This is a genomic window from Sphingomonas sp. CFBP 13714, assembly GCF_014842205.1.
Lineage (GTDB): Bacteria > Pseudomonadota > Alphaproteobacteria > Sphingomonadales > Sphingomonadaceae > Sphingomonas > Sphingomonas aerolata.
The window spans coordinates 187,950-211,669 of sequence record NZ_JACYVG010000005.1; the positions used below are offsets into that span (position 1 = coordinate 187,950).

Annotated in this window: 21 protein-coding genes; 10 read left to right on the top strand and 11 right to left on the bottom strand. The window is 66.6% G+C overall.

What is annotated here, in order from left to right:
* Window positions 1-60: 60 nt before the first annotated feature.
* The 5 genes from IFT54_RS12890 to IFT54_RS12910 all read left to right on the top strand — a co-directional run bounded on the left by IFT54_RS12890 (window position 61) and on the right by IFT54_RS12910 (window position 5,139).
* Window positions 61-609, top strand: coding sequence for a Csu type fimbrial protein (locus IFT54_RS12890; RefSeq protein WP_192070935.1), 549 nt, complete (start codon window positions 61-63; stop codon window positions 607-609).
* Window positions 610-674: 65 nt separating this feature from the next.
* A complete protein-coding gene (locus tag IFT54_RS12895; protein WP_192070936.1) occupies window positions 675-1,130 on the top strand; it encodes a spore coat protein U domain-containing protein in 456 nt (151 codons plus the stop codon).
* 17 nt (window positions 1,131-1,147) lie between these two features.
* Window positions 1,148-1,885, top strand: a complete 738-nt coding sequence (locus IFT54_RS12900; protein WP_192070937.1) for a fimbrial biogenesis chaperone — start codon at window positions 1,148-1,150, stop codon at window positions 1,883-1,885.
* Window positions 1,886-1,900: 15 nt separating this feature from the next.
* Entirely contained in the window at window positions 1,901-4,195 is a 2,295-nt protein-coding gene (locus tag IFT54_RS12905) for a fimbria/pilus outer membrane usher protein (protein ID WP_192070938.1), read from the top strand.
* Window positions 4,195-5,139, top strand: coding sequence for a Csu type fimbrial protein (locus IFT54_RS12910; protein WP_244649015.1), 945 nt, complete (start codon window positions 4,195-4,197; stop codon window positions 5,137-5,139). The genes IFT54_RS12905 and IFT54_RS12910 overlap by 1 nt, the downstream gene beginning before the upstream one ends.
* Window positions 5,140-5,190: 51 nt before the next feature.
* Here IFT54_RS12910 and IFT54_RS12915 read toward each other — a convergent pair whose 3' ends face one another.
* The 5 genes from IFT54_RS12915 to IFT54_RS12935 all read right to left on the bottom strand — a co-directional run bounded on the left by IFT54_RS12915 (window position 5,191) and on the right by IFT54_RS12935 (window position 9,143).
* Window positions 5,191-6,363: a winged helix-turn-helix domain-containing protein gene (locus IFT54_RS12915; protein ID WP_192070940.1), complete on the bottom strand. Its 1,173-nt coding sequence runs from the start codon at window positions 6,361-6,363 to the stop codon at window positions 5,191-5,193.
* A 136-nt stretch (window positions 6,364-6,499) separates the two neighbouring features.
* Window positions 6,500-6,778 (bottom strand): hypothetical protein, encoded by a 279-nt coding sequence (locus IFT54_RS12920; RefSeq protein WP_192070941.1) that lies wholly within the window; start codon window positions 6,776-6,778, stop codon window positions 6,500-6,502.
* 66 nt (window positions 6,779-6,844) lie between these two features.
* Window positions 6,845-7,348 (bottom strand): ferritin-like domain-containing protein, encoded by a 504-nt coding sequence (locus IFT54_RS12925; RefSeq protein ID WP_192070942.1) that lies wholly within the window; start codon window positions 7,346-7,348, stop codon window positions 6,845-6,847.
* An 81-nt stretch (window positions 7,349-7,429) separates the two neighbouring features.
* The gene (locus IFT54_RS12930; RefSeq protein ID WP_192070943.1) at window positions 7,430-7,894 is read right to left on the bottom strand and encodes a hypothetical protein; all 465 of its coding nucleotides are present in this window, start codon (window positions 7,892-7,894) and stop codon (window positions 7,430-7,432) included.
* Window positions 7,895-7,970: 76 nt separating this feature from the next.
* The gene (locus IFT54_RS12935; protein WP_031395504.1) at window positions 7,971-9,143 is read right to left on the bottom strand and encodes a zinc-dependent alcohol dehydrogenase; all 1,173 of its coding nucleotides are present in this window, start codon (window positions 9,141-9,143) and stop codon (window positions 7,971-7,973) included.
* A gap of 516 nt (window positions 9,144-9,659) precedes the next feature.
* On the opposite strand from IFT54_RS12935, the gene IFT54_RS12940 reads away from it, so the two are divergent.
* Both IFT54_RS12940 and IFT54_RS12945 read left to right on the top strand, forming a co-directional pair.
* A complete protein-coding gene (locus tag IFT54_RS12940; RefSeq protein ID WP_192070944.1) occupies window positions 9,660-10,325 on the top strand; it encodes an HAD family hydrolase in 666 nt (221 codons plus the stop codon).
* 5 nt (window positions 10,326-10,330) lie between these two features.
* Entirely contained in the window at window positions 10,331-11,344 is a 1,014-nt protein-coding gene (locus IFT54_RS12945) for an SDR family oxidoreductase (RefSeq protein WP_192070945.1), read from the top strand.
* Window positions 11,345-11,414: 70 nt separating this feature from the next.
* Here IFT54_RS12945 and IFT54_RS20750 read toward each other — a convergent pair whose 3' ends face one another.
* The 6 genes from IFT54_RS20750 to IFT54_RS12975 all read right to left on the bottom strand — a co-directional run bounded on the left by IFT54_RS20750 (window position 11,415) and on the right by IFT54_RS12975 (window position 18,657).
* Window positions 11,415-11,819, bottom strand: a complete 405-nt coding sequence (locus IFT54_RS20750) for an isochorismatase family protein (protein WP_274604154.1) — start codon at window positions 11,817-11,819, stop codon at window positions 11,415-11,417.
* Window positions 11,820-12,163: 344 nt separating this feature from the next.
* Entirely contained in the window at window positions 12,164-13,765 is a 1,602-nt protein-coding gene (gene treF / locus IFT54_RS12955; RefSeq protein WP_192070946.1) for an alpha,alpha-trehalase TreF, read from the bottom strand.
* Between the two features lie 69 nt (window positions 13,766-13,834).
* Entirely contained in the window at window positions 13,835-16,531 is a 2,697-nt protein-coding gene (locus IFT54_RS12960) for a TonB-dependent receptor (RefSeq protein WP_244648947.1), read from the bottom strand.
* A gap of 99 nt (window positions 16,532-16,630) precedes the next feature.
* Window positions 16,631-17,611 carry a FecR domain-containing protein gene (locus IFT54_RS20915; RefSeq protein ID WP_192070947.1) on the bottom strand — a complete coding sequence of 327 codons (981 nt, stop codon included), beginning with the start codon at window positions 17,609-17,611 and terminating at the stop codon, window positions 16,631-16,633.
* Window positions 17,608-18,150, bottom strand: coding sequence for an RNA polymerase sigma factor (locus IFT54_RS12970; RefSeq protein ID WP_244648949.1), 543 nt, complete (start codon window positions 18,148-18,150; stop codon window positions 17,608-17,610). Before IFT54_RS12970 ends, IFT54_RS20915 begins: the two co-directional genes overlap by 4 nt.
* Before the next feature lie 165 nt (window positions 18,151-18,315).
* The gene (locus IFT54_RS12975; RefSeq protein WP_192070948.1) at window positions 18,316-18,657 is read right to left on the bottom strand and encodes a hypothetical protein; all 342 of its coding nucleotides are present in this window, start codon (window positions 18,655-18,657) and stop codon (window positions 18,316-18,318) included.
* Window positions 18,658-19,052: 395 nt separating this feature from the next.
* Between IFT54_RS12975 and IFT54_RS12980 the strand changes: the two genes are divergently transcribed.
* Genes IFT54_RS12980 through IFT54_RS12990 form a run of 3 tightly spaced genes read left to right on the top strand, consistent with a single transcriptional unit; the run spans window position 19,053 to window position 23,714 of the window.
* Window positions 19,053-20,753, top strand: coding sequence for a type I secretion system permease/ATPase (locus IFT54_RS12980; protein WP_274604156.1), 1,701 nt, complete (start codon window positions 19,053-19,055; stop codon window positions 20,751-20,753).
* A complete protein-coding gene (locus tag IFT54_RS12985; protein ID WP_192070950.1) occupies window positions 20,750-22,123 on the top strand; it encodes an HlyD family type I secretion periplasmic adaptor subunit in 1,374 nt (457 codons plus the stop codon). Before IFT54_RS12980 ends, IFT54_RS12985 begins: the two co-directional genes overlap by 4 nt.
* Window positions 22,113-23,714 (top strand): TolC family outer membrane protein, encoded by a 1,602-nt coding sequence (locus IFT54_RS12990; protein ID WP_192070951.1) that lies wholly within the window; start codon window positions 22,113-22,115, stop codon window positions 23,712-23,714. The genes IFT54_RS12985 and IFT54_RS12990 overlap by 11 nt, the downstream gene beginning before the upstream one ends.
* Window positions 23,715-23,720: the final 6 nt, after the last annotated feature.

The window sequence follows — 23,720 nt, forward strand, 5'->3', positions numbered from 1 at the left end:
GTTCAACATCCTGTTAACTGGCGACCATTGAGAACAGCCCAAATGGAGGGCTGTTTTATCATGATTTACCGTAAGATGACGAGCAGGGTTCTGGGCATTGCGGTCGGCATGATCGCGGTGTCTGGCGTGGCAACATCGGCACACGCGCAAACCGCCAGCGGCACGATCGGCGTGTCCCTGAACATCCTCGCGGCCTGTGCGGTGAATGGCGGCAACAGCGCCGCGACCATGGGGCGGATCGGGACGATCGCCTTTGCCGATCAGTCGGGCGTCTTCGGCAACGCCGATGCGACGATGGTCGCGCAGGGCGGCACGAATGCGGTCACGGTGTTGTGCACGCCGGGCCTAGCGCCGACAGTCACGGTCGGGGCGGGCGCGAACGACGCGGGCAATGTCCGTCAGCTGGCCTATCTGGGGCAGACCGTCGCGTATCGACTGTATACGGACGCGTCACGGCAGGACGAAATCACTATCGGCAGGCAGATCAGCCTCGGCACCGCGGCCACCTCGGCGCTGACGCTGCCGATCTTTGCTCGCGCGTCGAGCAATGGCCTGGCGCTGCCGGCGGGCACCTACACCGACACGGTACAGGTGACGCTCAGCTGGTAGCGGCGGTGCGCGCCGTCCGGGCTCTTCTTACGGTGTCGGCGGTTGCGGGCTGTGCGTCGGGAAGCATGGCCGAGACCAGCCGCACCTTCAGGGTCGGGGCGGTCATCGCCAATGGTTGCGCGATCAGCGCCGATACCGGGGGCAATTGGGGATCGATCGACCTCGGGTCGGTGAACGGGGTCGATGGGGGAGCCGCGCAAGGCAGCCTGGTCACCGCGGTTGCCGCCGGATTGCAGATCGACTGCACCCCGGGAATGAGCGTCACCCTCACCGCGGACAATGGCAGTCAGCCGTCCAACGGGGTGCGCCAGCTCGTCCACACGACCCGGCCTGCCGATCGCATGCCCTATCAGCTGTTCGCGAATGGCAGTCAGACGCCCTGGACGTCGCAGGCGATCGCGCTGGCATTTCCGATCGGCACGTCGCGACTCTCCGTTCCCGTACAGGCCCGTGCCGTCGTCCAGCGCAGCGTGGCGGCGGGGCGATATTCCGATGTGGTTCGCATCACCGTCACCTGGTGATGCAGCGAGGACAAGTCATGAAAATCCTGCGTATCTTGACCGCCATCGTCTCACCGCTCCTCCTGCTGCCCGGCACAAGTCGCGCCGCGGCGGTCATCATCTGGCCGGTCGATCCGAAAATCGCCGCCACCGAGCGCGCGACCGCGCTGTGGATCGAGAACAAGGGCAACGAACCGATCACGATGCAGGTCCGCACCCTGCGCTGGTCGCAGGGGCCGCAGGGCGATCTGTACGACGATCAGGACGAGGTCGTCGCCAGCCCGCCGATCGCAGTCATCCCGGCGGGGCAACGGCAGATGATCCGTGTGCTGCGGCGCGAGCGGCCTGCCGCCGCGGCGAGCGACCAGGCTGGCCCGGGGGAGCGCAGCTACCGCCTGTTGATCGACGAAATTCCCACCGCGAATGCGCCGAATGCGAGCCGGCTGCCCGCAGCGGAGCTTGCGGTGCAGATGCGCTATTCGGTTCCGCTCTTCACCTATGCGGGGTCCGTCAACGCGGCCAAGCCGGAGTTGACCACGACGGTGGAACGGAGCGGCAGCGGTCGGACGCTCGCGATCCGCAATACCGGCATGCTGCATGCGCGTCTCGTCGATATCCGGACGGCGGACGACAAGAAGACCAGTCTTGCTTCGGGGCTCGCGGGCTATGTCCTTGCGGGTCAAACCATGCGCTGGCCGGTGCCCGACGGCGTCCCGGACACCAGTTCACTGATCGCAAACGTCAACGGCGCCGATCAGCGCATTACCGCGCGTTGATCCGTCCGATACGCCATGATCCGTGGTTCGCTCCTGCTGACGACCATGCTCGTCTGCCTGCCCCAAATGGCACGCGCGGGTGACCCGGTGCAGCAGCTGTTCGTCGAGCTGGTGGTGAACGGCCGTGCCACCGGTGACCTGGTGCCGCTGCGGATCGTCGGCACACGCATGCTGGTGCCGGCCGAGGCGCTCAGCCGAAATGGCGTGACGCTAGAGGGGGAGGGCGGCGGTGCGGAGGGCGGAGGGACGGAGCGCGACGTCGCGTTGCTGCCGCACACCCGCGCCCGCTATGATGCCGCGCTCCAGGCTCTCCATCTCGAAACTGCGCCCGACTATCTGCCGACCACCCGGATCGCCGCGGGTGACAGGCCCCGCGCCGCCACGCTCGCCAGCTGGGGCGCGATGGTCAACTACCAGTTCTATGCGCAGCGCGCCGACGGAGGCTCCCTTGCCTCCTTATGGTCCGAACAGCGGGTGTTCGGGCCGGTTGCGACGCTGTCCAATTCCGGCGTGATGCGGGTCGGGTCCGGCATCGGCGGCTATCTGCGCTACGATACGCATGCAAGGTTCATCAACGAGGATCGCGCGCTGACCGTCACGGCGGGTGACCTGATCACACGGTCCTTGCCCTGGAGCACGTCCGTCCGGCTGGGTGGCCTGCAGCTCACGCGCGATTTCAATACGCGGCCGGACCTGTTGACGATGCCGCTGCCGAGCTTTGCGGGCAAGGCGGCGGTGCCGTCGGCGGTGGACCTGTTCGTCGACGGCTATCGGCAGCAGGGTGCAGACGTCGCGCCCGGTCGGTTCGTGCTGCAGGATGTCCCGGTGATCAACGGCGCTGGCGAGGCCGTGATCGTCACGACGGACGCCGTGGGCCGGCAGATCGCGACCACGGTCCCCTTCTACGTCTCGTCGACACTGCTACGCGCCGGGCTCACCGATTTCGCAGCCGAAGCCGGCGCCATCCGCCAAGGCTATGGCATCCGCAACTTCGATTACGGCACGCTCGCCGCCAATGGCTCGATCCGACGCGGCATGACGTCGTTCCTGACGCTCGAGGCGCATGCCGAGGCGACTGCCCGGCTTCGGCAGATCGGGGGCGGGCTCGTGGTGGCGCCGTGGCGATTTGGCACCATAGCGCTGTCGGTCAGTGCGTCGCGCTTGGGGCAGGCCGTGGGCCATCGCTGGTCGCTCGGCTACAGCTATACCGCGCGTCACTTCAGCGTTGCCGCGCAATATGACGATCGCAGCAGGGGCTTTCGCGAGCTCGCCAGCTTCGACCTTGCAAATCCCGCGACACGGCGGCGAACCTATCGCGCGATCGCCAACGTCAATCTGGCGCGGCTGGGCACAGTGGGGGCTGCGTATATTTCGGGGCGAACCTTGGGATCGGTCGACGAACTCACGCTACGTTCGCGCCTGCTGTCCTTGTCCTATGGTCGTCCGGTCGGATCGCGCGCGAACCTGTTCGTGACCGCGGATCGCGATTTCGAACGGGGCGCGACCAGCGCCCAGCTGCGCCTGTTCATCCCGTTCGGACGCAATGCGGCCAGTGGCGGGATCAGCCGTTCGGCCGGGCGCAATCTCTATCAGGTCGGTTATACCCGGGCGACGCCGACCGATGGCGGCCTTGGAATCGATGCCGGGATAGCAGCGGCAAGCCGGGGGCCTGCATCGGGGCAGGTGACCGGGACATGGCGCGCGCCCTTCATCGAAGTGCAGGCCGGGGGCGCGACGGCCCAGGCGCGCAGCTCGGCCTGGGTTGGCGCATCGGGTTCGATCGTGGCGATGGACGGCGGCCTGTTTGTCGCCAATCAGGCGAGCGATGCCTTTGCGGTCGTCGAGACTGGCGTGGCGGGCGTTGGCGTCAGCTATGAAAATCAGCCGGTCGGCGTGACGAACCGCAAGGGCCATCTCTTCGTGCCCAATGTCGTGCCCTATCTTCCCGTCCGCTTCGCGATCGATACGCTGTCGCTGTCGGAGAATCACGTCGCATCCGCGGTGGAGCAGCGGGTTGCCGTGCGACAGGGCAGTGGCGCCGTCGTGCGTCTGAACGTCCGCATGACGCGCAACATCCTCGCGGTCCTCGTCGACAGGAACGGGGCGGCGCTCAAGCCGGGCGGTCGAGTCCGGCGTGAGGGACATCCCGACGTCGCCATCGGCTGGGACGGCATCGCGTATCTGGAGGATGTCGGCGAACAGGTGTCGCTCTCCGCGCTGACGTCGGACGGGACGGTGTGCCAGGCGACGTTCGGCGTCTCCGCAGACGTCGCGGCGCTGTCACGGATAGGACCGGTCTCGTGCCGGTGATGGCGTCGCTCCGGCTGCTCTTCGCGGCGTTGGTCCTGAGCATCGTCACGGGCCCCGCATTCGCCGCCTGCACGACATCGTCCGGGGCACTCACCTTCTCGCCGGTGTCGTCGTACGACGTGCGAGGGGGCACGGTGCCGCAGGTTGCCGGGTCAGCCGGTCTTTCCTGTACGGGGTCCGTGCTGACCCTCATCGGCGGCAATTCGGCGCGCGCGACCATCACCAGCCTTAACCAGTTTCGCCTCGTAAAAGGCGCCGACGCGATCGCCTATCAGGTGTCGGCCGATGCCAGCGGCACCACGCCGTTCACGCAAGGATCGACCGTCAACTATATGAGCGGCAGCCTGCTGGCGCTGCAGGGCGGTGGAAGCAGTTTCACCACGCCATTGTTCGCGCGTTTGACGGCGGCTCCCAATGTGGCCGCCGGGACGTATAGCGACACACTGACGGTGCAATGGGACTATAGCGTCTGCAACGGGCTGAACGTGCTCGGTGTCGTCTGTACGGGCTATGATAGCGGGAAGGTCGTCGTAACGCTTCAGGTGACGCTGGTGGTCGGCAACGACTGCAAGATCACCGCGCCCGACCTGTCCTTCGGCAGTGCGGCGCTCGTCACGCAGTTCGGCCCGGTGACCTCGGCCGTCCAGATCGATTGTACCCGCGACGCCGTCTACCGGATCGGCTTCACACCCGGCGGTGCTGGCACGGGCTCGGCGTGGCGGCAGATGACCAGCGGCGCGGGCGCGACGTTGCAGTATCAGATCTATCATGCGGATGGCGTCACCGTCTGGAACGAAGCCAACCCGCTTACCGGCGCAAGCCCCGGAACGGGCAGCCTGACCCCCGTCAGAACCTATTCCTATGTCGCCAGGATCAATCAGGCGCAGGTCACGCCGGCGGCGGGAAGCTATCAGGACGCCGTCAGTGTCGTCGTGACATTCTGATCGATCAGCCACTGACCTTTGGCGGCAATCCTGCGATCGCGGCATCCTGCATCACGCGGGGCGGATGATGTCGCCGACACGAACGTCCGACAGCCCGAGCCATTGCGCCATCCGCTCCAACTCGATGTGGAGCCGCGGCAGCGTGTCGCCGGGCGCCCCCGGTTCGAGCGTTATGCGTTTTGCCAGCAGCACGCCCGCTTGCCGGTCCGCCTTGAGATCGACCCGCGCGACCAACGCCTCGTCCATCAGGAAGGGCAGCACATAATAGCCGTGGGTGCGTTGCGCCTGCGGCACATAGATCTCGATACGATACCGGAAGCCGAACAGGCGTTCGGTGCGGCCGCGTTCCCAGATCAGCGGATCGAAGGGCGCCAGCAAGGCCGCCCCGCGCACCCGGCGGGGCACCGCGGCGTCACGGTGGAGCCAGACCTTCTGGCTCCAACCGTCCACGCGGACGGGCACCAACACCTGATCCTCCACCAGATCGGCAATGGCATGATCCGCCTCGACGGGTTTCAGCCGGAAATAATCACGCAGCTCGGCAACGGTCGCTATGCCGAGCGCGCGGGCGCTCCGTTCGATCAGCGCCCGCTGCGCCTCGGCAACGCTCGGTGTGGGCAGGGCGAGTACGGCAGGAGGCAGGACACGCTCGGGCAGGTCATAGACCCGCGCGAAACTGCCCCGCCGTGTCGCCGTGGTGATCCGGCCCGACCAGAACAGCCATTCCAGGGCGTGTTTGACGTTGCTCCATTCCCACCAGCCGCTGCGGCTCGTCCCGTTTTCGAAATCGGCGGCGGTCAGGGGGCCCTCGGCTGCGATGCGCGCCAGCACGGCGTCGGCTTCGCCGCGATGCTCGGTCGCAAAGCGGCGAAGCGCGGCGTAGCCGATCTCGCCTCGCTCAGCGCGGGCCATCCGCCATCGGAGCAGCGGATGAAGCTCGAGCGGCAGCAGCGACGCCTCATGCGCCCAATATTCGAAGAACCGGCGATGCGGCTTCGGGCCCCAGGCGGCGCGCTCGAGCAGCGCCCGGTCGTAGCCGCCAAGCCGGGAGAACAGTGGCAGGTAATGCGCACGGGCCACCACGTTGACGCTGTCGATCTGGAGAAGGCCCGTCCGATCGGCGACCTTGCGGACATGCGCCGCCGTGACCCGAGGAGGCGGTGGACGGTCGAACCCCTGGGCTGCAAGGGCAATGCGGCGCGCATCGGCCTGCGAGATGATCATGCGGTGATGATGGTCGCAAAAGACAGCGACGGTCAATGTTACCCCGGCTGCCCCCGCCGGGCTACAGCGTACCCCGTGTGATGCGGGAGTCGCGGGGCGTAAGGGCAATCGCGAAACGCCGCGAGCGCCTTAGTCGCTACTGGTCGGCGACCTTGATCTCGGTAATTTCCGCGTTTGAAAGACCCGGTTTCTCCGTACGGAGGTAGTGGAGAAGTTCGCCGATCTCCCGCGCATCGAACCGGAGGTCGAGATCGTCCATGTGGATGGCGACGGAACGCTGCCGCGCCTCCGACAGACCAGCGACGATATCGACGCATGCCTCGAGCGTTCCGCGTCCGACTTCCGTCGATGTCGCGCCGGCGGACGATGCGTCAGCGAAGATCCGGGCCGGCTCGCTCAAGGGGTAGGTGGTCATGACTGTCGCGTCCGTCGTCTACGGGGCAGGACATCGCCCGCCGGGGTGAGCCGGCGGGCGATCATTTCAGGCGTCTTCGGCGTCGATGTTGACGCTCGTCTCGGCGAGCTTCGTCATATATTCGTCGCCACCGTAAATGTCCTTGGTGGCCGCATTCAGCGCCTTGTGATCATCCTTGAGACCCAGCGCTTTCGCATAGGCCGCGGCCGTGCCGAAACCGGCGATCCCATAATGCGTCATCCGCTGATATTGGGCGATGATCATGACATCGAGCAACGGACCCTTTTCCGGACCCTCTTCGAGTACGTGCTTGGTGGCCTCGGCAACGAGCCCTTCCATGCCCTTGCAATGCTCCTTGGAAACCTTCTCGTCGTTCGACGCGATCAGTTCCTTGAGGAGATCGGTATGCTTCTCGATATCCGCCTGCGACTTGGTCAGCATGTCCTTCAGCGCGGCATCGCTGGCCTTCGACGTGATCTTCTTCAGGACCTTCTTCATCTGGTCGTTCGCCGACCACAGGTCCTTCAGCTCGTCGGTGTAGATGTCTTTCAGATCTTCGGGTGCAGACATGGGATACTCCTTGCTGGTGCACGGGACAGACATGCCCGGTGGCGTGATTGACGTTGAAAAAATTGGCGTGCCGTCGAGGCGTCAGCCGGCGCCGGGCTTCGCCTGTTCGTTCTCGTAGCGTGCATCGGTGCCGACCTTGCCCGTCGCCTCGGCCTCGGCGATACCGGACGTCTCGACGACCTTGATCGTGCCATGCTCGGCCGCGATCGAATGCGGGGTCCGATCAGCATCCGGGTCCGCCGCGATCGTCGTGCCGCCGCCACCGCTCGAGCCGGCAACCGCGTTCCCCGCGCTGCCCCCGTCTTTGCCCGCCTGACCGCCGCCATGATAGGCGATGTCCGTCTGGCCGCCCTGCGACGCGGGGCTGGTATCGGCGTCGATCTTGCCTTCGTGCGGGTTGGGATAGGCGCCGCCCGCGCTCTCACCGCCGTCGCTGCGACCGTGAACGCGGCCGTCGGTATCGCTGCGAGGCGACTCCGAGACGCCATCCGGCGCGCCCTTGCTCGCGGGATTGCCCGGGACGGGGGTATGAACCTTGTCGCTCATGGAAACTCCTCGTGACGGTCGTGGATAGGAAGCGGCCACCCCGATCGGCATGCCGAGCGGATCGGGGTGGGGCAGGTTACGGCCGCAGCACGACCTTGATGACGCCGTCCTGCTTGTCGCGGAACTTCTGATACATTTCGGGCGCATCCTCGAGGCTTGCAGGGTGAGTCACGACGAAGCTCGGGTCGATATCGCCGGCTTCGATGCGCGCCAGCAGCGGCTTGGTGTACGCCTGGACATGCGTCTGGCCGGTCTTGATCGTCAGCCCCTTGTTCATCATCGCGCCGATCGGGATCTTGTCGCCCATCCCGACATAGACGCCGGGGATCGAGACCGTGCCACCCATCCGGCAGCTCATGATCGCCTCGCGCAGGACATGCACGCGGTCGGTGGCGAGGAACGTGGCGGCCTTCACCTTGTCGATCACTGCATCCATCGCGCCATGACCCGAAGCCTCTGCACCGACGGCGTCGATGCAGCTGTCCGGACCGCGGCCCTTGGTGCGGAATTGGAGTTCGTCATAGACACTGTCGACCTCGGCGAAGTTGATCGTCTCCGCACCACCGGCCTCGGCCATCGCGAGACGCTCAGGCACTTCGTCGATCGCGATCACGCGGCCTGCGCCGAGCATCAGCGCCGATCGGATCGCGAACTGGCCGACCGGACCGCAGCCCCAGATCGCCACGGTGTCGCCTTCTTCGATGTTCGCATTCTCGGCGGCCATATAGCCCGTCGGGAAGATGTCGGAGAGGAACAGCGCCTGATCGTCGGTGACGTTGTCGGGCACCTTGATCGGGCCGATATCGGCCATCGGCACGCGCAGATACTCTGCCTGGCCACCGCAATACCCGCCAAGCATATGGCTGAAGCCGAACAAACCGGCAGGCGAATGCCCCATCGCCTTGATCGCCATTTCGGCATTCGGGTTGGTCCGCTCGCACGCCGAGAACAGACCCTTGCGGCAGAAGAAGCAATCGCCGCAGCTGATCGTGAACGGCACGACGACGCGGTCGCCGATCTTCAGGTTGGTGACTTCGGAGCCCAGTGCGACGACGACGCCCATATTCTCATGACCAAGAATGTCCCCGGCCTGCATGGTCGGCTGATAGCCGTCGAGAAGATGAAGATCGGACCCGCAGATCGCGCACGACGATACCTTGATGATCGCGTCGCGCGGATGCTTGATCTCGGGATCCGCGACAGTATCGACCCGAACATCGCCTTTTCCATGCCAAACCAGTGCGCGCATCAGAAAGTCTCCGTCTTGTAAGTGGCGTGCCGTACTTTCAAAAGTACAATTTGCCGTCAGAACTCATTAGCCATCGGGCCATATCGGCGGAGCATAGTCGGCAGAAACAACAACGAGATCGCCGGGCGGCGTCATCGCGTCATGTGTCCTACCGTCAAGCCACGCGTCAGGCTCCGGATATTGATGGAGACATAGCGATCTGGATGTCCTCATCGTTCCTGACGATCTTGAATATTCGTCGGGAATATTTCGTATTGATCCTCATCAGTGTGGCTAAATGCCGGGGATCATTGGCAAACTGCCGAAAATGGTCGTCAGGTTGGGCTTCTCGCCGGCGAAAAATCACACCCTCAACCGTTTCACGGAGGATGCGCGCCCCGCCATGCTTGCAGTCGCCGGGGCCAATTCGGACAGCGGACCGTTGGGATGTCAGCAACCTTCGCCGACGCTCACCAGCGCACCTGCGCGTCGCTGGCTTGCCGGCTGGCAAACGCGACTTCGATTCGGGAATTAGATATGCAGATCAAGGCCATCCTCTTCGACATCGACGGCACGCTGGTCGACACCAATGACATGCATGTCCTCGCCTGGGAGGAAGCCTTTGCAGGCGTCGGGGCGTCCTTCGACCGGCAGGTGATCCACGATCAGATCGGCAAGGGGACCGACATGCTCGTGCCGACCCTGTTGCCCGATGCCGACGCGGAGGAGCAGGAGAAACTCGGCGATACGCACGGCGAGATCTTCAAGGCAAAATATCTGGAGACCGCCCAGCCGTTCGCACGCGCGCATGATCTGCTGGTGCACGCGCATGGCCTGGGGCAGCAGGTCGTGCTCGCCTCGTCGGCGTCGGGATCGGAGCTCGATCATTACATCGCGCTTCTCGAGGCGCGCGATCTGATCGGCGCGACGACGAGCAGCGACGACGTCGAGCGGACCAAACCTGCCCCGGACATTTTCGCGACCGCCCTGAAGGCGCTGCCGGGAATCGATCCTGCCGAGGTGATCGTCGTCGGTGACACGCCTTATGACATCGAGGCGGCCGCTAAATGCGGGATCGCCGCGGTTGCGGTTCGATCGGGCAAGTTCAGCGACGAGCAGCTCAACGGTGCGGGTGCGGTCGCGATCTATGACGATGTCGCGGCCTTGCTTGCCGATTACGCCCAGTCGCCGCTGGGGCGCTGATCGCCATGGTCCTCGCACTGAAACCCCTTCGCGATCAGGTCATCGTCGTTACCGGCGCGACCAGCGGCAACGGCCTCGCAATCGTCGAGGCCGCCGTGCAACGCGGTGCGGCCGTGGTCGCGACCGCGCGGAACGACGCCGCGCTCGAGGCACTCCGCGTCCGTTTGTCGGCCGATGGCGGACGCATTGCGGTCTGCGTCGCCGACGTCAGCGACATGGCGGCGGTCGAGCGTGTCGCCAGCGTGGCGGTCGCGGCGTTCGGCGGCTTCGACAGCTGGGTCAACAATGCCGCGACAGGCACGTACGGCACGCTCGATCAGGTGCCGGTCGCCGATCACCGGCGCGTGTTCGACGTCAATTATTTTGGCGTGCTGCACGGATCGCTGGTCGCGGCCCGCCATCTGCGCGAGCGAGGCGGCGCGATCGTCAATATCGGCTCGATCCTCAGCGACCGCGCGATCGTCGAGCAGGGGCCCTATGGCGCGACCAAGCATGCGGTTCAGGCGCTGACGGACACGTTGCGGATGGAGCTCGAGCAGGAGGGGGCCGGCATCTCGGTCACGCTGATCAAGCCCGGCGCGATCGACACGCCATTTCCCGAACATGCACGCAATTTCATGGATCAGCCACCGCGCCTGCCACCGCCGCTCTACGCCCCCTCCGTCGTCGCCGACGCGGTGCTGTTCGCGTGCGAGACGCCGCGGCGGACGCTGTATGCTGGCGGTGGCGGGCTGCTGGCCTCGCTTCTCTCGCGCGCCGCACCGCGGGTGAGCGACCGGATCATGGAACTGGTCGGCACGTTCGCGCAGCAGAAGCCCGGGGATCCCGGCGATCCGGCACGCCGCGACAATCTCTATGATCCGCGGGCCGATGCGCTGCGCGGCAGCCAGAATGTCCGCGCGCGCACGTCGAGCAGCGTGCTGCAGGTGCAAAAGCTTCACCCCGCGGTTGTGATGCTGGGCGTTGTCGGCGCTGGTATTGCCGTCGCTCTCAGTCGACCAAAGGGTGCCCGCCGGTGATATCAGGCACGTAAAGGGGAGGGAGCGTGCGCGGCCTCGCCATGCGCGTCCTTCCGCGCCATTTTGCAGTCTATATCAAACGAACTCCGGCTTCGCGGAACTGCGCTTCCGCCACGTCTACCGTCGTTCCGTCGCCGACCGGCATTGCGATCGCTCGGGTGTAGTCCTTCGGGATAGACGCTTCGAAGCCCTCGCGCCGCGCATCGAGTGCCGACCAGGCAACGCAGAAATCATAGGCCAGCCCAACGAACACGCACCGCCGAACCTGCTTGTCCCGCAGATACCCGGCCAGCCCCGTTCTCGTCGTCTTGTCGTTCTCGAAAAAGGCCGAATAGGAATCAATGTCCGAATTAAGCCCCTTACGAACGATGACGTGTGCGCGGCGGATGGTGCCCTCCACCCCAGGATGGAACTCGGCACCAGCGGTTCCCTGGACGCAGTGATCAGGCCAGAGGACCTGCTCGCCATATGGCATCGCCACGGTATCGAACGGCTTTCGACCGGAGTGGCTGCTCGCAAACGACCGGAGTGGCTGCTCGCAAACGACAGGTGCCCGGCCGGATGCCAGTCCTGCGTTACGACGACATGCTGGAACCGCGGGGCAAGTAGCTCGATCTCGGCCATGATCTTGGTTCCGCCCGCAACGGCCAGCCGGCCGCCCGGGCAGAAGTCGATCTGCGGGTCGACCACGATGAGCGCGTCCGACCCCGTGATCGCTGCGTCGCCGGTGAACTGCTCGATACCCAATGTCATCTCCTGCAAAGCCGACAGGTCGCGTCAAAGGCGGCCTATTACAAGAATGATCGTATCGCCGAATTCCTATCTGCGAACACTGTTCGACGGCCGGGCCAGGTCCGGGAAGCGATCGAGGATCGCGCTGGTTACGCCGTTGGTCCAGCCGAAGCCGTCCTGGACCGGATATTCGCCGCCCCCGCCGGGTATGCGCTGTTCGATATTATACTTTTCGAGCATCTTGCCGGTATCGGCATAGGCCGCGCCGACCGTCCCGAGCCAGCGTCTGGCGATGTCCTTGGCGAGCGCCGGCTCGCCGTTCTGCTCGAGCCCCGCGATCGCGACCCATTGGAGCGGTGCCCAGCCATTGGGCTCGTCCCATTGCTGCCCGGTGTTGAGCGTCGTCGTGCGCAAGCCGCCCTCGGCCACCAGCGATTTGCGCACCGTCGCGGCGACGGCCTTCGCCTGCGCCGGCGACGCAAGCCCGACGAACAGCGGGTGCAGCATCGCCGCATTGATGCTTGTCGTGGGGATGCGCGTCGACAGGTCCCAGTCGGCGTAGCGCGCGGTCGTCGCCTGCCAGAGATAGCGGTCGATCGCGGTCTTGCGCTTGGTCGCCAGCGTCGTGAACGCGGTCGCGCAGGGGGTGTCGCCGGCGGTCTGGCAGCGCGCGGCGATGCGGCGTTCCATCGCCCAGATCAGGCTGTTGAGATCGACGGGTACGATGTCGGTGGTGTGAATGGTAGCGAGCGACCGCGGATCGCGGAGCCAGCGCGAGCTGAAATCCCACCCGCTCTCCGCGCCCGCGCGCAGGTTGCGCTGCGTATCGGCGGCGGCGCGGGGTGCCGCCCTGGCCGCGGTCTCGACATCCTCGGCATAGGATTCGTCACGCGGCGTATCGCGGTCGTCATAATAGCGGTTGAGCACGCTGCCGTCGGGCATCCGCACGACGCGGAGACAGGCCGGGTTGCCGGCAAGGCAGGTCGCGCCCTTCATCCAGAAGGCGTGCTCGGCGCGCAGTGCCGCCAGCCGACGCTTCGCGACACCGGGGTCGGTGTTGGTCGAGAGATCGAGCATCAGCGCGTAATAAGGCGGCTGCGAACGGCTGAGATAATAGGTCCGCGTCCCGTTCGGGATGTGCCCGTAACGCTCGATCAGGCTGGTGAAATCGTCGAGCATCGATTCGACGAGCGGCTGCTGGCCGTCGACCTTCAGCCCGAGCATCGTGAAATAGGTGTCCCAGTAATAGATTTCGCGGAAGCGCCCGCCCGGCACCACATAGGGTGCCGGAAGCGGCAAAGCGGAGCTGCCCGCGACGGGGGCGACCGGCTGACGGACGAGTTGCGGCCACAAGGCCCGGACATGCGACCTGAGATCGCCCGAACCCCGGTCATTTTCGCCGGGCACCACGAAATTGGCGAGCACGAACGCCTTCAGCGCCGGGCCGGCGGGTCTGGTCCGCGCATAGTCCGCCATGATCGCCGCGGCCGCGCGCTTGGGGACGGCATCGACGAACGTCTTGCCGTCCGCGAAGACGTGAACCTCCTGCACGGCCTGGAACAGCGGGCCGTAGATGTCGGCGGGCGACTGGGCTTTCGCGGCGGATGCGGCCGGTCGGGACGGGGCGGTCTGGGCAGGCGCCATCGCGGCGACCGAGGCCAGGGCGGCAAAACGGCAAAGGGTTTTCATGAAGATCGCAACCATTTCGCCACGGTGATCGATCCCCCGACGTGGCGGGATCGATCACCGTGGGCTGTGTCAGAACTTGAACGCGGCGGCGAACCGGATCGAGCGACCGACGATCGGCCTTGCGAGGATCGTTCCGCTGCCCTGCGATCCGAGCGTGCGCGGATTGCCCTCGGTCAGCCCGATCTCGTCGGTCAGATTGTCACCGATCACCTGGAACTGCACCTGTCGGTTCAGATCGAGCGTGATGCCTGCGTCGAGCTTGTAAAAGCTCGGCAGCACCTGCGCATTCTGGACGTCGGAGAAGCGGTCGCCGATATAGCCGATCGTCGCATAGACTCCCGCCTTCGCATCGCCGCTGAGCTCAAGATCATAGGCGGGGGTCACGCGCCATTGCCATTTCGGCTGGCGCTGAACCCGGTTGCCGGTGAGATCGGTCCGGCCGCCATCGGTGAAGAAGTCGCGGTAGCTAGCGTCGAGATAGGTCGCCGACCCGCTGAGCGTGAAGCCACCGAACGGCCGCAACTGCCCCTCGAACTCGACGCCGGTCGCCTTGGCACCGCCGACCGAGGCGATCGGGGCGCCGCTGGTGATGACCGTCGTCGCAAGGCCGTCGAACGTGTTGTGGAACAGCGTCGCGTACAGGTTGGCGATGCCGGTCGAGACCTTCACGCCGCCTTCATAGCTGTCGACCTGCGGTGCGACGTCGATCCCGTCGCGCAGATTGTCGAAGAACGGAAAGCTGTTGCCGCGGCTGTAACGGACGAACGCGCCGACCTGCCGGGTCAGGTCGTAATTGACGCCGCCGGTAAACGACCAGGCATCGCCGCGATAGCGGATCGTGCGGAAGGTGCCGTTCAGCTGCGCATCGCCATTGTCGTAGAGCGTCAACGGATTGCCGTCCGCACCCGCCGCCGGGACCGTCGCTGCAAGGTTTTCGAGCGTGCCGTCGACCGAGTGATGCTGCCACCGGATGCCGCCGTCGACCCGCAGCTGGTCGGTGATCTGCAGTTCGTCGACCGCATAGCCCGCGACGTCCTCGCCGGTGTAGCGCGCGTTGACCTTGAACGTCGATCCGCCCGAGAAGCCGTCGCGCGTGACGATCCGGCCATCCGCCAGCGTCAGATTCAGCCGCCGGGCATTGGGCTCGGCGGTGAGCAGCATGCTGTTGCCCAGATTCCACCGGTCGCGCGACCTGTACCGCGTGTAATAGACGCCGCCAGTCAGCGTGTTGCTGCCCGATTTCCACTCCAGCGCGAAATCATTGACGAAGGCTTGGATGTGCTTTTCGACGCTCCAGAGCCCGGCCTCGACGACCGCCTGGTTGGGCGAGGCCGCCGCACCGCCGGTGGCAAAGGTGAGCGATCCGATCGTCCCGCCCCGGCCGGCCGCATAGGCGGCGGCGGTGACCGGCGCGGCGCCGCCGGGGACGAGACCGATCGTGTCGGCATCGCCCTCCATCCAACTGCCGCGATCGCGCACCGTGATCCCGCTGCCGAGCTCGTAATCGAAATTGCCGCCCAGATTGTAGATCTTTGCGCTGCGGCCATCCGCCAGATCGACCCGGCTGCCGTCGTTGCGCACGCCGATCCGCGTGTCGCGCCCAACGAGCGTTCCGGTGCCTGCATCAAAGCCGGGATATTCGCGGATCTTGTCGCCGTCCTGAACGACCGGGATGGGCAGCAGCCACTGGCCGCGATCGTCGAGATAGCGGCCGAAGAGCAGGATCGAGCCCTTGTCGAAGTCATGGCGGATATTGCCGGTGATCTGACCACCGCGCTCCGCCTCGAACTGCGCGTCGCGGATCCCGCGCGAGGTCGAGTAATAGCCGCCGAGCATATAGGTGGTGCTGTCGTCGATCGGCCCCGAGACATAGCTGTCGACGCGGAACTCGCCGAAATCGGTGCCGCTGAGCTTCAGCAATCCGGCGGGCGTCTGCTTGCCCTCGCGCTGGACGAGGTTGACGGTCAGGCCGGGCTGACCGTTCGAGAACAGCGCGCCGGTGCCGCCGCGCACCGCTTCGACGCGCTGGATCGTCTCGTCGATACGGATCAGCTGCGTGTTTTCGAGGAATGAGAGCGTCGGCGGCGGGAAGAACGGCACGCCCTGCGTCTGGAAGGTGACATATTCCGCATCACCACCCGATGGATAGCCGCGCACGAAGATGTTCGCGCCGGTCTTGCCGCCCGAACTTTCGGTGCTGACCCCCGGCACCGCACGAAGGACTTCGGCGGTGCTGGCGGTGCCGAGCCGCTGTGCCATGGTGCTGTCGATCGTGGTGACCGCAAACGCCGCATCCTGGCGCCGGGTGCCTGCGCCCGCCGTGCCGATCACGACGATATCGGGGGCGGTTTCCTCGGGCACCTGCGTCGCAGCCGGATCGGCTGCCGCCTGCGCCGGGGCGACCTGAACCGCCGCGGGCGTGGCTTCGGCCGCCTGGGCATGCGTGTCGATGATCAGGTAGGCCCCGCTCGGCGTCAGCCGGTGGCCGAGCCCGGAGCCTTTCAGGATCGTCGTCAGCGCCGCGCCGACGTCCATCCGGCCGGCCACCGCGCGTGCGGTCTTGCCGCGGACGAGGGTGGGGGAGAACAGGATCTGCCGGCCGCTCTGGCGCGAGAAGGCGAGCAACGCGGTGCTCATGTCCTGCCGCGCAATGCGGATGCCGATAGCGGCCTGCGCGGTGACGCCGATCGGGATCCCGCCTGCGCCCAGCGCCAATGCGGTCATCATCACGCCGCGTATCAGCACGGCCCTGCCTGTGGATGTCATGCAACCCTCCCTGTTCGTGCGATCCCTCTGCCGGGGTCGATCTGACGATAAAGACGCGGGAAGTCGGAAAACCCGAACCGGGTTTTGCCGTCGGGTCGATTATTTTTTCGACGCGATCGTGATGCTGCCGTTAGGGTGCCGATCGACGCTGACGGGAAAGCCCAGTTCGAGCGCGTCGAGGAACGGCTGGACCTCGCCCGTCCGGAACGCGCCGCTGATCCGGACCCGGCCCGCAGCGGCGTCGGCGATCGCGAGCTGCTGGACGCTGTAGCGATTTATCTCGGCGACGGCCTGACTTAATGCCTCGTCCTCGAACACGAGCCGGCCTTCGCTCCAGCTTGCCAGTCGCTGCGCGCTGCCGGGCATGTGGCGAACCGACACGCCGCTGGCCGATGCGGTGAGGACGTCGTCCGGCATCATCGCGACGGGCTTGCCATGCGCGCCCTTGCCGGCGACGCTGACGAGCCCTTCGAGCAGCGCGACGCGCACCGCACTGGTTTCGAGCCGCACGTCGAACGCGGTGCCGTGCGCGGTGACCGCCTGCGCGCCGGCAGTGACGACGAACGGCCGGGTCTGGTGCTTGGCGACCTCGAACAAGGCCTGTCCGCGTTCCAGCACCAATCGACGCTCGGTGCGCGTATAGGCCATCCGGACCCGCGTGTCGGTATCGAGAGTCAGCCGCGACCCGTCGGACAGCGTGACCATGAGGCGCTGACCCGTCGCCGTCCGGTACATGGGTGTTTCGGCGACCTGCACGGCAGGCGTATCATCGGCGAAGCGCCACAGGGCCAGCGGCGCGACCACCGTGGCACAGGCGGCCGCGGCCAGTATCCACGGCGCGACCCGTCGCGGCTCGCGGCGCAGCGCAGCGCGTGCCACGGCCGCGTGTCTCAATGTCAGCAGGTCGGGATAGTCCGCCAGCGCTGCACTAGCCGCCCGTGCTTGGGCTATCACCGCCCAGGCTGCAGCGTGGTCCGGTCGCGCATGCCAGTCTTCGAACCGCGCACGCATTGCGGCGCTCGGGTCGCGGTCGAGCCGTTCGGCCCATTCCGCGGCTTCGATCATGACCGGATCGCTCACCGATGCCAGTCCTTCAGGCGTTCCGCGACATGCGCGAGCGCGCGCGCCTGGTGCTTCTCGGCGGCGCGCGTCGAGATCGCCATGGCATGCGCGACATCGGCCATCTTCAATCCCTCCAGCATCCTGAGCACGAACACGTCACGTGTCCGTTCGGGCAGTTCGGCAAGCGCATGACGCAACGCGTCCGCGATGTACTTACTCGCCAAGACGCGGTCGGGCGCGAAATCCGAACCTTCAAGCGAAAGATCGTCGATCGGGTCCGACAATCCCGCGCCTCGCGCCTGATTGCGCCGGGCCTGATCCTTCAGGACATTGGCTGCGGTGACGAAGATGAAGCTGTCGTGCTGGCGAATGCCGTTCGGGTCTTCCAGCCGACTGAGTCGCAGGAAAACCTCCTGGACCAGATCGGGGACGTCGTGTGGCGCGGACACGCGCCGCGTGAAGTACCGGCTGAGCGGCCGGGTATAGGTCTCGACCAGCGTGCGAAGGATCGTTGTCCTTTCGCCAAGGCCGGACACGTGCTCCCCCTCCATCGCCATGACCGGTTTCTAATAGCCGGGTCTGTTACGTCAATGAGTCTCGCTGGTCGGTATTTGACGCGGTCAATCTTACGGCACTCAAAATCTATATCGATGCAGGCGAACGCGCAGTGTTTTAGAAGCCGTGAACACCGTTTTCTGGGTCGCTCCACGAGGCATAGCTGGTCAGCGCTGCTTCTTTGTCGTCGTCGCGGTGAAATCAGGATCCTTCTTCGCGACCCAATCCACGAATTTGCGGACCGTGGGATCGGCAAGCAGCGCGTCGACATTCATGCCGTGGCGTTGCAGTTCGGAATTGGTGAAATTCGCCATCAAGGTCTGCTGGCAGATCGGATGCATCGGCACGACATCGCGACCGCCCCGGCTCTTGGGCACGGGATGATGCCAGACGATGGTCTTGCCGAGCGCGCGGCCGCAAAGCCAGCACGGCGCGACCGGTGCCGGACCCTCCTCGTCTTCGCGATCGGGCTCCTCATACGGGTCATGTTTCGAATGTTTGCGGGCCATGTCGCTGTATCATCTCTCGGTGGATGTCTGCACGCTGTAGCGGCGCGCCCGGCACCACTACACCTGCGACACGCAGGATGACCACAGTCACGGATGTCGGGATTGGGTCGGGTCGGTCTTGAACGCCAAGGCGGCGGTGAATGGCTCGCCGGGTTCGGCGACCGGTTCGTGCTGTCGCGCTGGCCGAGAGCATCGCGGTCGCGACGGCCCCGGGCCAGACGCTGCGCATCGCACGGAGCGAACCCGCACGCGCGTTAAGACAGAGATCGTCAAGCGGCAGATCGGCGCTGGGAAGCCTGAGAAACCGTTCGTTTAAACTTCCTGGCTAAGACGACGCGATGCCGACGTCCTCCCCAGCGCCCATAACGGCACCATCCGACCCCGGGCATAATGCACTGGCGCGTGCCGTCCGGGGGTGTCGACGGCATCTGGTCTTCGCCGGTCTGTTCTCCGGGCTGGTGAACATCCTGTACCTCGTGCCGTCGATCTTCATGCTGCAGGTGTATGATCGCGTCGTGCCCACACGGGGCGGGACGACGTTGCTGCTGCTGACGCTGATCCTGGTGCTCGCGCTGGTCGTGTTCGCGATCCTCGACGCGGTGCGCATGCGGTTGCTGTTGCGCGCCAGCATGCGGCTGGAGCGTCAGGCGGCACCGGGGATCCTGCTACGGATCCTTGGCACCGATGGCGCGACGATCGGGCAGCGCAGCCAGACGATGCGCGATTTCGACACGGTGCGCGGGACCCTGACCGGGCCGACGATCATCGCGCTGTTCGATGCGCCCTGGGCGCCGATCTATATCGGCATCGCGTTTCTGCTCCATGTCTGGATCGGCGTGCTGGCGCTCGTGAGCGCGCTGCTGCTCGGCGGGATCGCGATCCTCAGCGACCGCGTGACCGCGCATGCCGCACGCGACACGCAGGCCCGCGCGGTTCTTGCGACGCGTGAACAGGATGTGTCGATCCACGGATCGGAGGTCGCGCGGGTGATGGGGATGCGCAATGCGCTGATCACCCGGCATCTGCTGGAGCGGGCCGAACTCGTCCGCCGTCAGGCCGCGCTCGCCGGTACGTCGGGGCAGTTTCTCGCGATCACCAAGTTCCTCCGCCTCCTGCTCCAGTCCCTCGCGCTCGCGCTCGGCGCGCTGCTGGCGATCCGGCAGGATATTTCGGGCGGTGCGATCTTTGCGGCGTCGCTGCTGCTGGGGCGGGCACTTCAGCCGGTCGAGCAGATCCTCGGGGCGATGAAGCCGCTCGCCGCGGCGCGCAACGCCTATCGGGATCTCGATGCGTTCTGCCGGATGCCGGGGCCCGCGATCGACGCGACGACGCTGCCCGTGCCGACCGGCCGGATCGACGTCCGCGGTATCACGGTGCGCGCGGAAGGCAGCGATCGCGCCTTGCTGTCGGACATCAGTTTCGCGGTCGCGCCCGGCGAGATCGTCGCGCTGGTCGGCCCGAGCGGCGCGGGCAAGTCGACGCTGCTGCGCGTGTTGTCGGGTGCGCTGTCGCCGGACGCGGGCGAGGTGCGGATCGACGGTGCAAGTCTGGCGGACTGGAACCGCGAACAGCTCGGCCGGCACGTCGGCTATATGCCGCAATCCCCGTCGCTGTTCCCGACCACCGTGCACACCAACATCTCGCGGTTCCAGTCGGTGCTGGCGGGCGAGAGCGAGCAGCTCGACGCCGCAGTGGTCGAGGCGGCACAGGCGGCGGGCGCGCATGAGGTGATCCTGGGCCTGCCCAATGGCTATGCGACGATGCTGAGCATGGCGGACGGGTCGGGGCTGTCGGCGGGGCAGAACCAGTCGGTCGCGCTGGCGCGCGCGCTGTTCGGTACGCCGACGATCCTGTTCCTCGACGAGCCCAACGCGCATCTCGACAGCGATGGAGAAGCGAGGCTGGTGACGACGCTCGCGGCACTTCGCGCGCGTGGCGCGACGGTGATCGTGTCGACGCACCGGACCGGGCTTTTGCAGGCGGTCGACAAGATCATGGTGCTGCGCAACGGCACGATCCAGCTGTTCGACGACCGCGCCAAGGTGTTGCGCCCGGCCAGCGCGGGGCCCGTCGCCGCGACCGGAGGCGCACGATGATTCCCGCCAAACTGGCCAGCCCGGTCCCCGCTGCCGGTGGCGCAAGCCTCGCGGATCGCCTCCGCCTCGACGACTCCCCGCGGCATGCGATCCTGATCGGCGGGCTGGTCGCGATCCTGTTCTTCGTCGTGGGGCTGGGCTGGGCGGCGTTCGCGCGGCTCGATGCCGCGGCGGCGGGCGAGGGGCAGGTGGTCGTCGCGGGCAATCGCCAGACCGTCCAGCACCGCGAGGGCGGGATCGTCGCGGCGATGGCGGTGCGCGACGGCCAGCATGTCCGTGCGGGTGACGTCCTGTTCCGGCTCGAAGGCGCCGAGGTCACCGCAGCCGAGCGTGCGCTGGCCGCCAGCGTCATCGATCTCCAGGCGCAACGGGCCCGGCTCGAAGCGGATGTTCGCGGCGGCGCGGTCGTCTGGCCTGCGGACTTCGCGTCCGCGCAGGGCGACGACCTTCGTCTCGTCGAGCGGGCGAAGTCGCTCCAGCTTGCGCAGCGGTCGGCACGCTCGGCCGCACTTGCCGCCAACGGCGCGGTCCTCCGCCAGCAGGAGGCGACCGTTGCGCAGCAGACGACCGGCTTCAACGCGCAGGCGCAGGCGACCGCCCGCCAGCGCGCCTCGCTCCGGCAACAGCTCGACAGCACGCGGGCGCTTGCCGACCAGGGTTATGTATCGCGCAACACGGTCCGCGCGATCGAACGCTCGATCCAGCAGCTGGACGGGACCGACGCCGACTATGTCTCACGCTCGGCGGCCGCGCGCGAACAGATCGGCCAGACCCGCGCGGAAGGCGTCCAGACCCGCCGCAAATATGTCGAGGAAAGCGCGACGTTGCTGCGCGACACCCAGTTCCAGTTGAACGAGGTCTTGCCTAAACTGGCCGCGGCGCGCGAACAGCTGGCGCGCACGATCATCCGTGCGCCGGTCGCGGGCCGTGTGGTCGGCCTGCGCGTCTTCTCCGTGGGGGGCGTGATCCAGCCGGGGCAGGCGATCCTCGACATCGTTCCCGACGCCGCCCCTCTGGTGGTGCGCGCGAACTTCTCACCGGGCGATATCGACGGGGTGTTTGCCGGGCGCGAGGCGGAGGTAAAATTTCTGTCGCTGCACGAACGGGACCTGCCGATCCTGCTCGGCACGGTCCGCACGGTTTCCGCGGATTCGCTCCGCGACGAGCAGACCGGTCGCAGCTATTTCAGCGCGGAGGTCACCGTGCCGCGTGCTCAGATCGCCAAGATCGAGGCGGTGCGCGGCCGTGATACGGGGATCCGCGCTGGCGTACCGGTCACCGTCCTCGTCAAGCTGCGGTCGCGGACCGCACTCGACTATCTCCTCGATCCGTTGACCGAGGCCTTTTCACGGTCGCTTCATGAACGGTGAGAGGATCTGCCTCGCCGTCGCCATGCTGCTGGTGCCTGCCATGCCCGCGCGCGCGCAGACGGCACAGGAGGCAGCAACCGCAGCGCCCGAGACGCTGGGGCAGGCGATCGCCGATGCCTATCGCAGCAATCCGTCGCTGGAGGGACAGCGCGCCCAGCTTCGCGCGCTCGACGAGCAGATCGTCCAGGCGGGGGCCGCGTACCGGCTGACCGCGGGCATCAACATGACGCTGCAATATCAGTCGCAGGACCAGCGCGGGCTGCTCGGCGATTTCGATACGGCGCGGGGGCGGACCCTGGGGGCGTCGCTGACCGCGTCGCAGATCCTGCTGAACGGCGGGCGGACCGCCGCTCAGGTGTCGGCGGCCGAGGCGACCGTGCTTGCCGGGCGCGAACGCCTGCGCGAGGCGGAGAACGCAATCCTGCTCGAAGTCGTCGACGCGTTCGTGTCGGTGCGGCGCGACCAGGCGCTGGTGGCGATCCAGCAGCGCTCGCTCGACTCCTATGGGCGGCAGGTGACCCAGGCGATCGCACGCGAACGGGGTGGCGACCTGACCCGCACCGACATCGCACAGGCCGAGGCGCAGCGCGAGATCATCCGCGCGCAGCTGGCGCAGGCGACGGTCAATCTCCAGGCAAGCCGCGGGCGGTTCGCGGCGGTCGTCGGGCGTAATCCGGGGACGTTGCTCGTGCCGCCGACGCTGCCCGGCCTGCCGCGCTCGCTCGATGCCGCGTTCGCCGTGGTGGAGAAGGAGAGCCCGAGCCTGTGGCAGGCGATCCTCGCCACCAAGGTGGGGGACGCGCGGATCGCGGCGCAGCGCGCCGAACGTGCACCGATCGTCGCGCTGTCGGGAAGCTATGGCTATGGAAGCCCCTATTCCTACCGCCTGCGCGATGCTGGTGCGCAGGCGACCGGCGGGGTCACGGTGACGATGCCGCTGTTGACCGGCGGCGTGATCGGCTCGCGCGTCCGCGCCGCGGTCGCCGAACGCCAGCAACTCGGGTTCGAGGTCGAGACCGCGCGGCGTGCCGCACTCGCCAATGCCCAGAACGCCTGGAACCAGGCGGTGGCGGGTAGCGAACAGATGGCGGCGGGGCAGCGCGCGACCGAGGCAGCGGAGTCGGCGCTCACCGGGGTTCAGCGCGGCTTCGCGGAAGGATTTCGCTCGAATTTCGAGGTGCTGGATTCGGAACAGCGCCTGCTGACCGCGCAACTCGTGTTCATCAACGCGACCTATGGAGCCTATGCCGCCGAGGCGCGGCTGTTGGCGACGCTGGGGCGATTGCAGGCGGCGGCGATCGATCAGGCGGTGCCGACCTATGATCCGGCGCAGAACACGCGGGTGGTGCGGGCAAGGACATTCGGGCCGTTCGATCCGGTGCTCGCGCCGATCGACCGTGCGCAGAAGCCCACTGGCACCGCCCCGGCTGCACCCGTAATGGCGCCTGCCACCGACGCGCGGATCAGGCCGGCCGCCGTCAAGACCTTGCCAGGGCCGATCGGCAATGTGCTGCCGATCGCGCCGGTTCCGGTGCTTGCGGGACCGGTCGCGGCCGTTCTCAGCGATGCGGTGGTCACGAGTGGGAGATGATCCGAT

What these genes read in the sequence shown, in the direction of transcription:
- IFT54_RS12890 (WP_192070935.1), top strand. Translation starts at nt 61, where the DNA reads ATGATTTACCGTAAGATGACGAGCAGGGTTCTGGGCATTGCGGTCGGC.
- IFT54_RS12895 (WP_192070936.1), top strand. Translation starts at nt 675, where the DNA reads ATGGCCGAGACCAGCCGCACCTTCAGGGTCGGGGCGGTCATCGCCAAT.
- IFT54_RS12900 (WP_192070937.1), top strand. Translation starts at nt 1,148, where the DNA reads ATGAAAATCCTGCGTATCTTGACCGCCATCGTCTCACCGCTCCTCCTG.
- IFT54_RS12905 (WP_192070938.1), top strand. Translation starts at nt 1,901, where the DNA reads ATGATCCGTGGTTCGCTCCTGCTGACGACCATGCTCGTCTGCCTGCCC.
- IFT54_RS12910 (WP_244649015.1), top strand. Translation starts at nt 4,195, where the DNA reads ATGGCGTCGCTCCGGCTGCTCTTCGCGGCGTTGGTCCTGAGCATCGTC.
- IFT54_RS12915 (WP_192070940.1), bottom strand. Translation starts at nt 6,363, where the DNA reads ATGATCATCTCGCAGGCCGATGCGCGCCGCATTGCCCTTGCAGCCCAG.
- IFT54_RS12920 (WP_192070941.1), bottom strand. Translation starts at nt 6,778, where the DNA reads ATGACCACCTACCCCTTGAGCGAGCCGGCCCGGATCTTCGCTGACGCA.
- IFT54_RS12925 (WP_192070942.1), bottom strand. Translation starts at nt 7,348, where the DNA reads ATGTCTGCACCCGAAGATCTGAAAGACATCTACACCGACGAGCTGAAG.
- IFT54_RS12930 (WP_192070943.1), bottom strand. Translation starts at nt 7,894, where the DNA reads ATGAGCGACAAGGTTCATACCCCCGTCCCGGGCAATCCCGCGAGCAAG.
- IFT54_RS12935 (WP_031395504.1), bottom strand. Translation starts at nt 9,143, where the DNA reads ATGCGCGCACTGGTTTGGCATGGAAAAGGCGATGTTCGGGTCGATACT.
- IFT54_RS12940 (WP_192070944.1), top strand. Translation starts at nt 9,660, where the DNA reads ATGCAGATCAAGGCCATCCTCTTCGACATCGACGGCACGCTGGTCGAC.
- IFT54_RS12945 (WP_192070945.1), top strand. Translation starts at nt 10,331, where the DNA reads ATGGTCCTCGCACTGAAACCCCTTCGCGATCAGGTCATCGTCGTTACC.
- IFT54_RS20750 (WP_274604154.1), bottom strand. Translation starts at nt 11,819, where the DNA reads ATGCCATATGGCGAGCAGGTCCTCTGGCCTGATCACTGCGTCCAGGGA.
- treF (WP_192070946.1), bottom strand. Translation starts at nt 13,765, where the DNA reads ATGAAAACCCTTTGCCGTTTTGCCGCCCTGGCCTCGGTCGCCGCGATG.
- IFT54_RS12960 (WP_244648947.1), bottom strand. Translation starts at nt 16,531, where the DNA reads ATGACATCCACAGGCAGGGCCGTGCTGATACGCGGCGTGATGATGACC.
- IFT54_RS12970 (WP_244648949.1), bottom strand. Translation starts at nt 18,150, where the DNA reads ATGGCGATGGAGGGGGAGCACGTGTCCGGCCTTGGCGAAAGGACAACG.
- IFT54_RS12975 (WP_192070948.1), bottom strand. Translation starts at nt 18,657, where the DNA reads ATGGCCCGCAAACATTCGAAACATGACCCGTATGAGGAGCCCGATCGC.
- IFT54_RS12985 (WP_192070950.1), top strand. Translation starts at nt 20,750, where the DNA reads ATGATTCCCGCCAAACTGGCCAGCCCGGTCCCCGCTGCCGGTGGCGCA.
- IFT54_RS12990 (WP_192070951.1), top strand. Translation starts at nt 22,113, where the DNA reads ATGAACGGTGAGAGGATCTGCCTCGCCGTCGCCATGCTGCTGGTGCCT.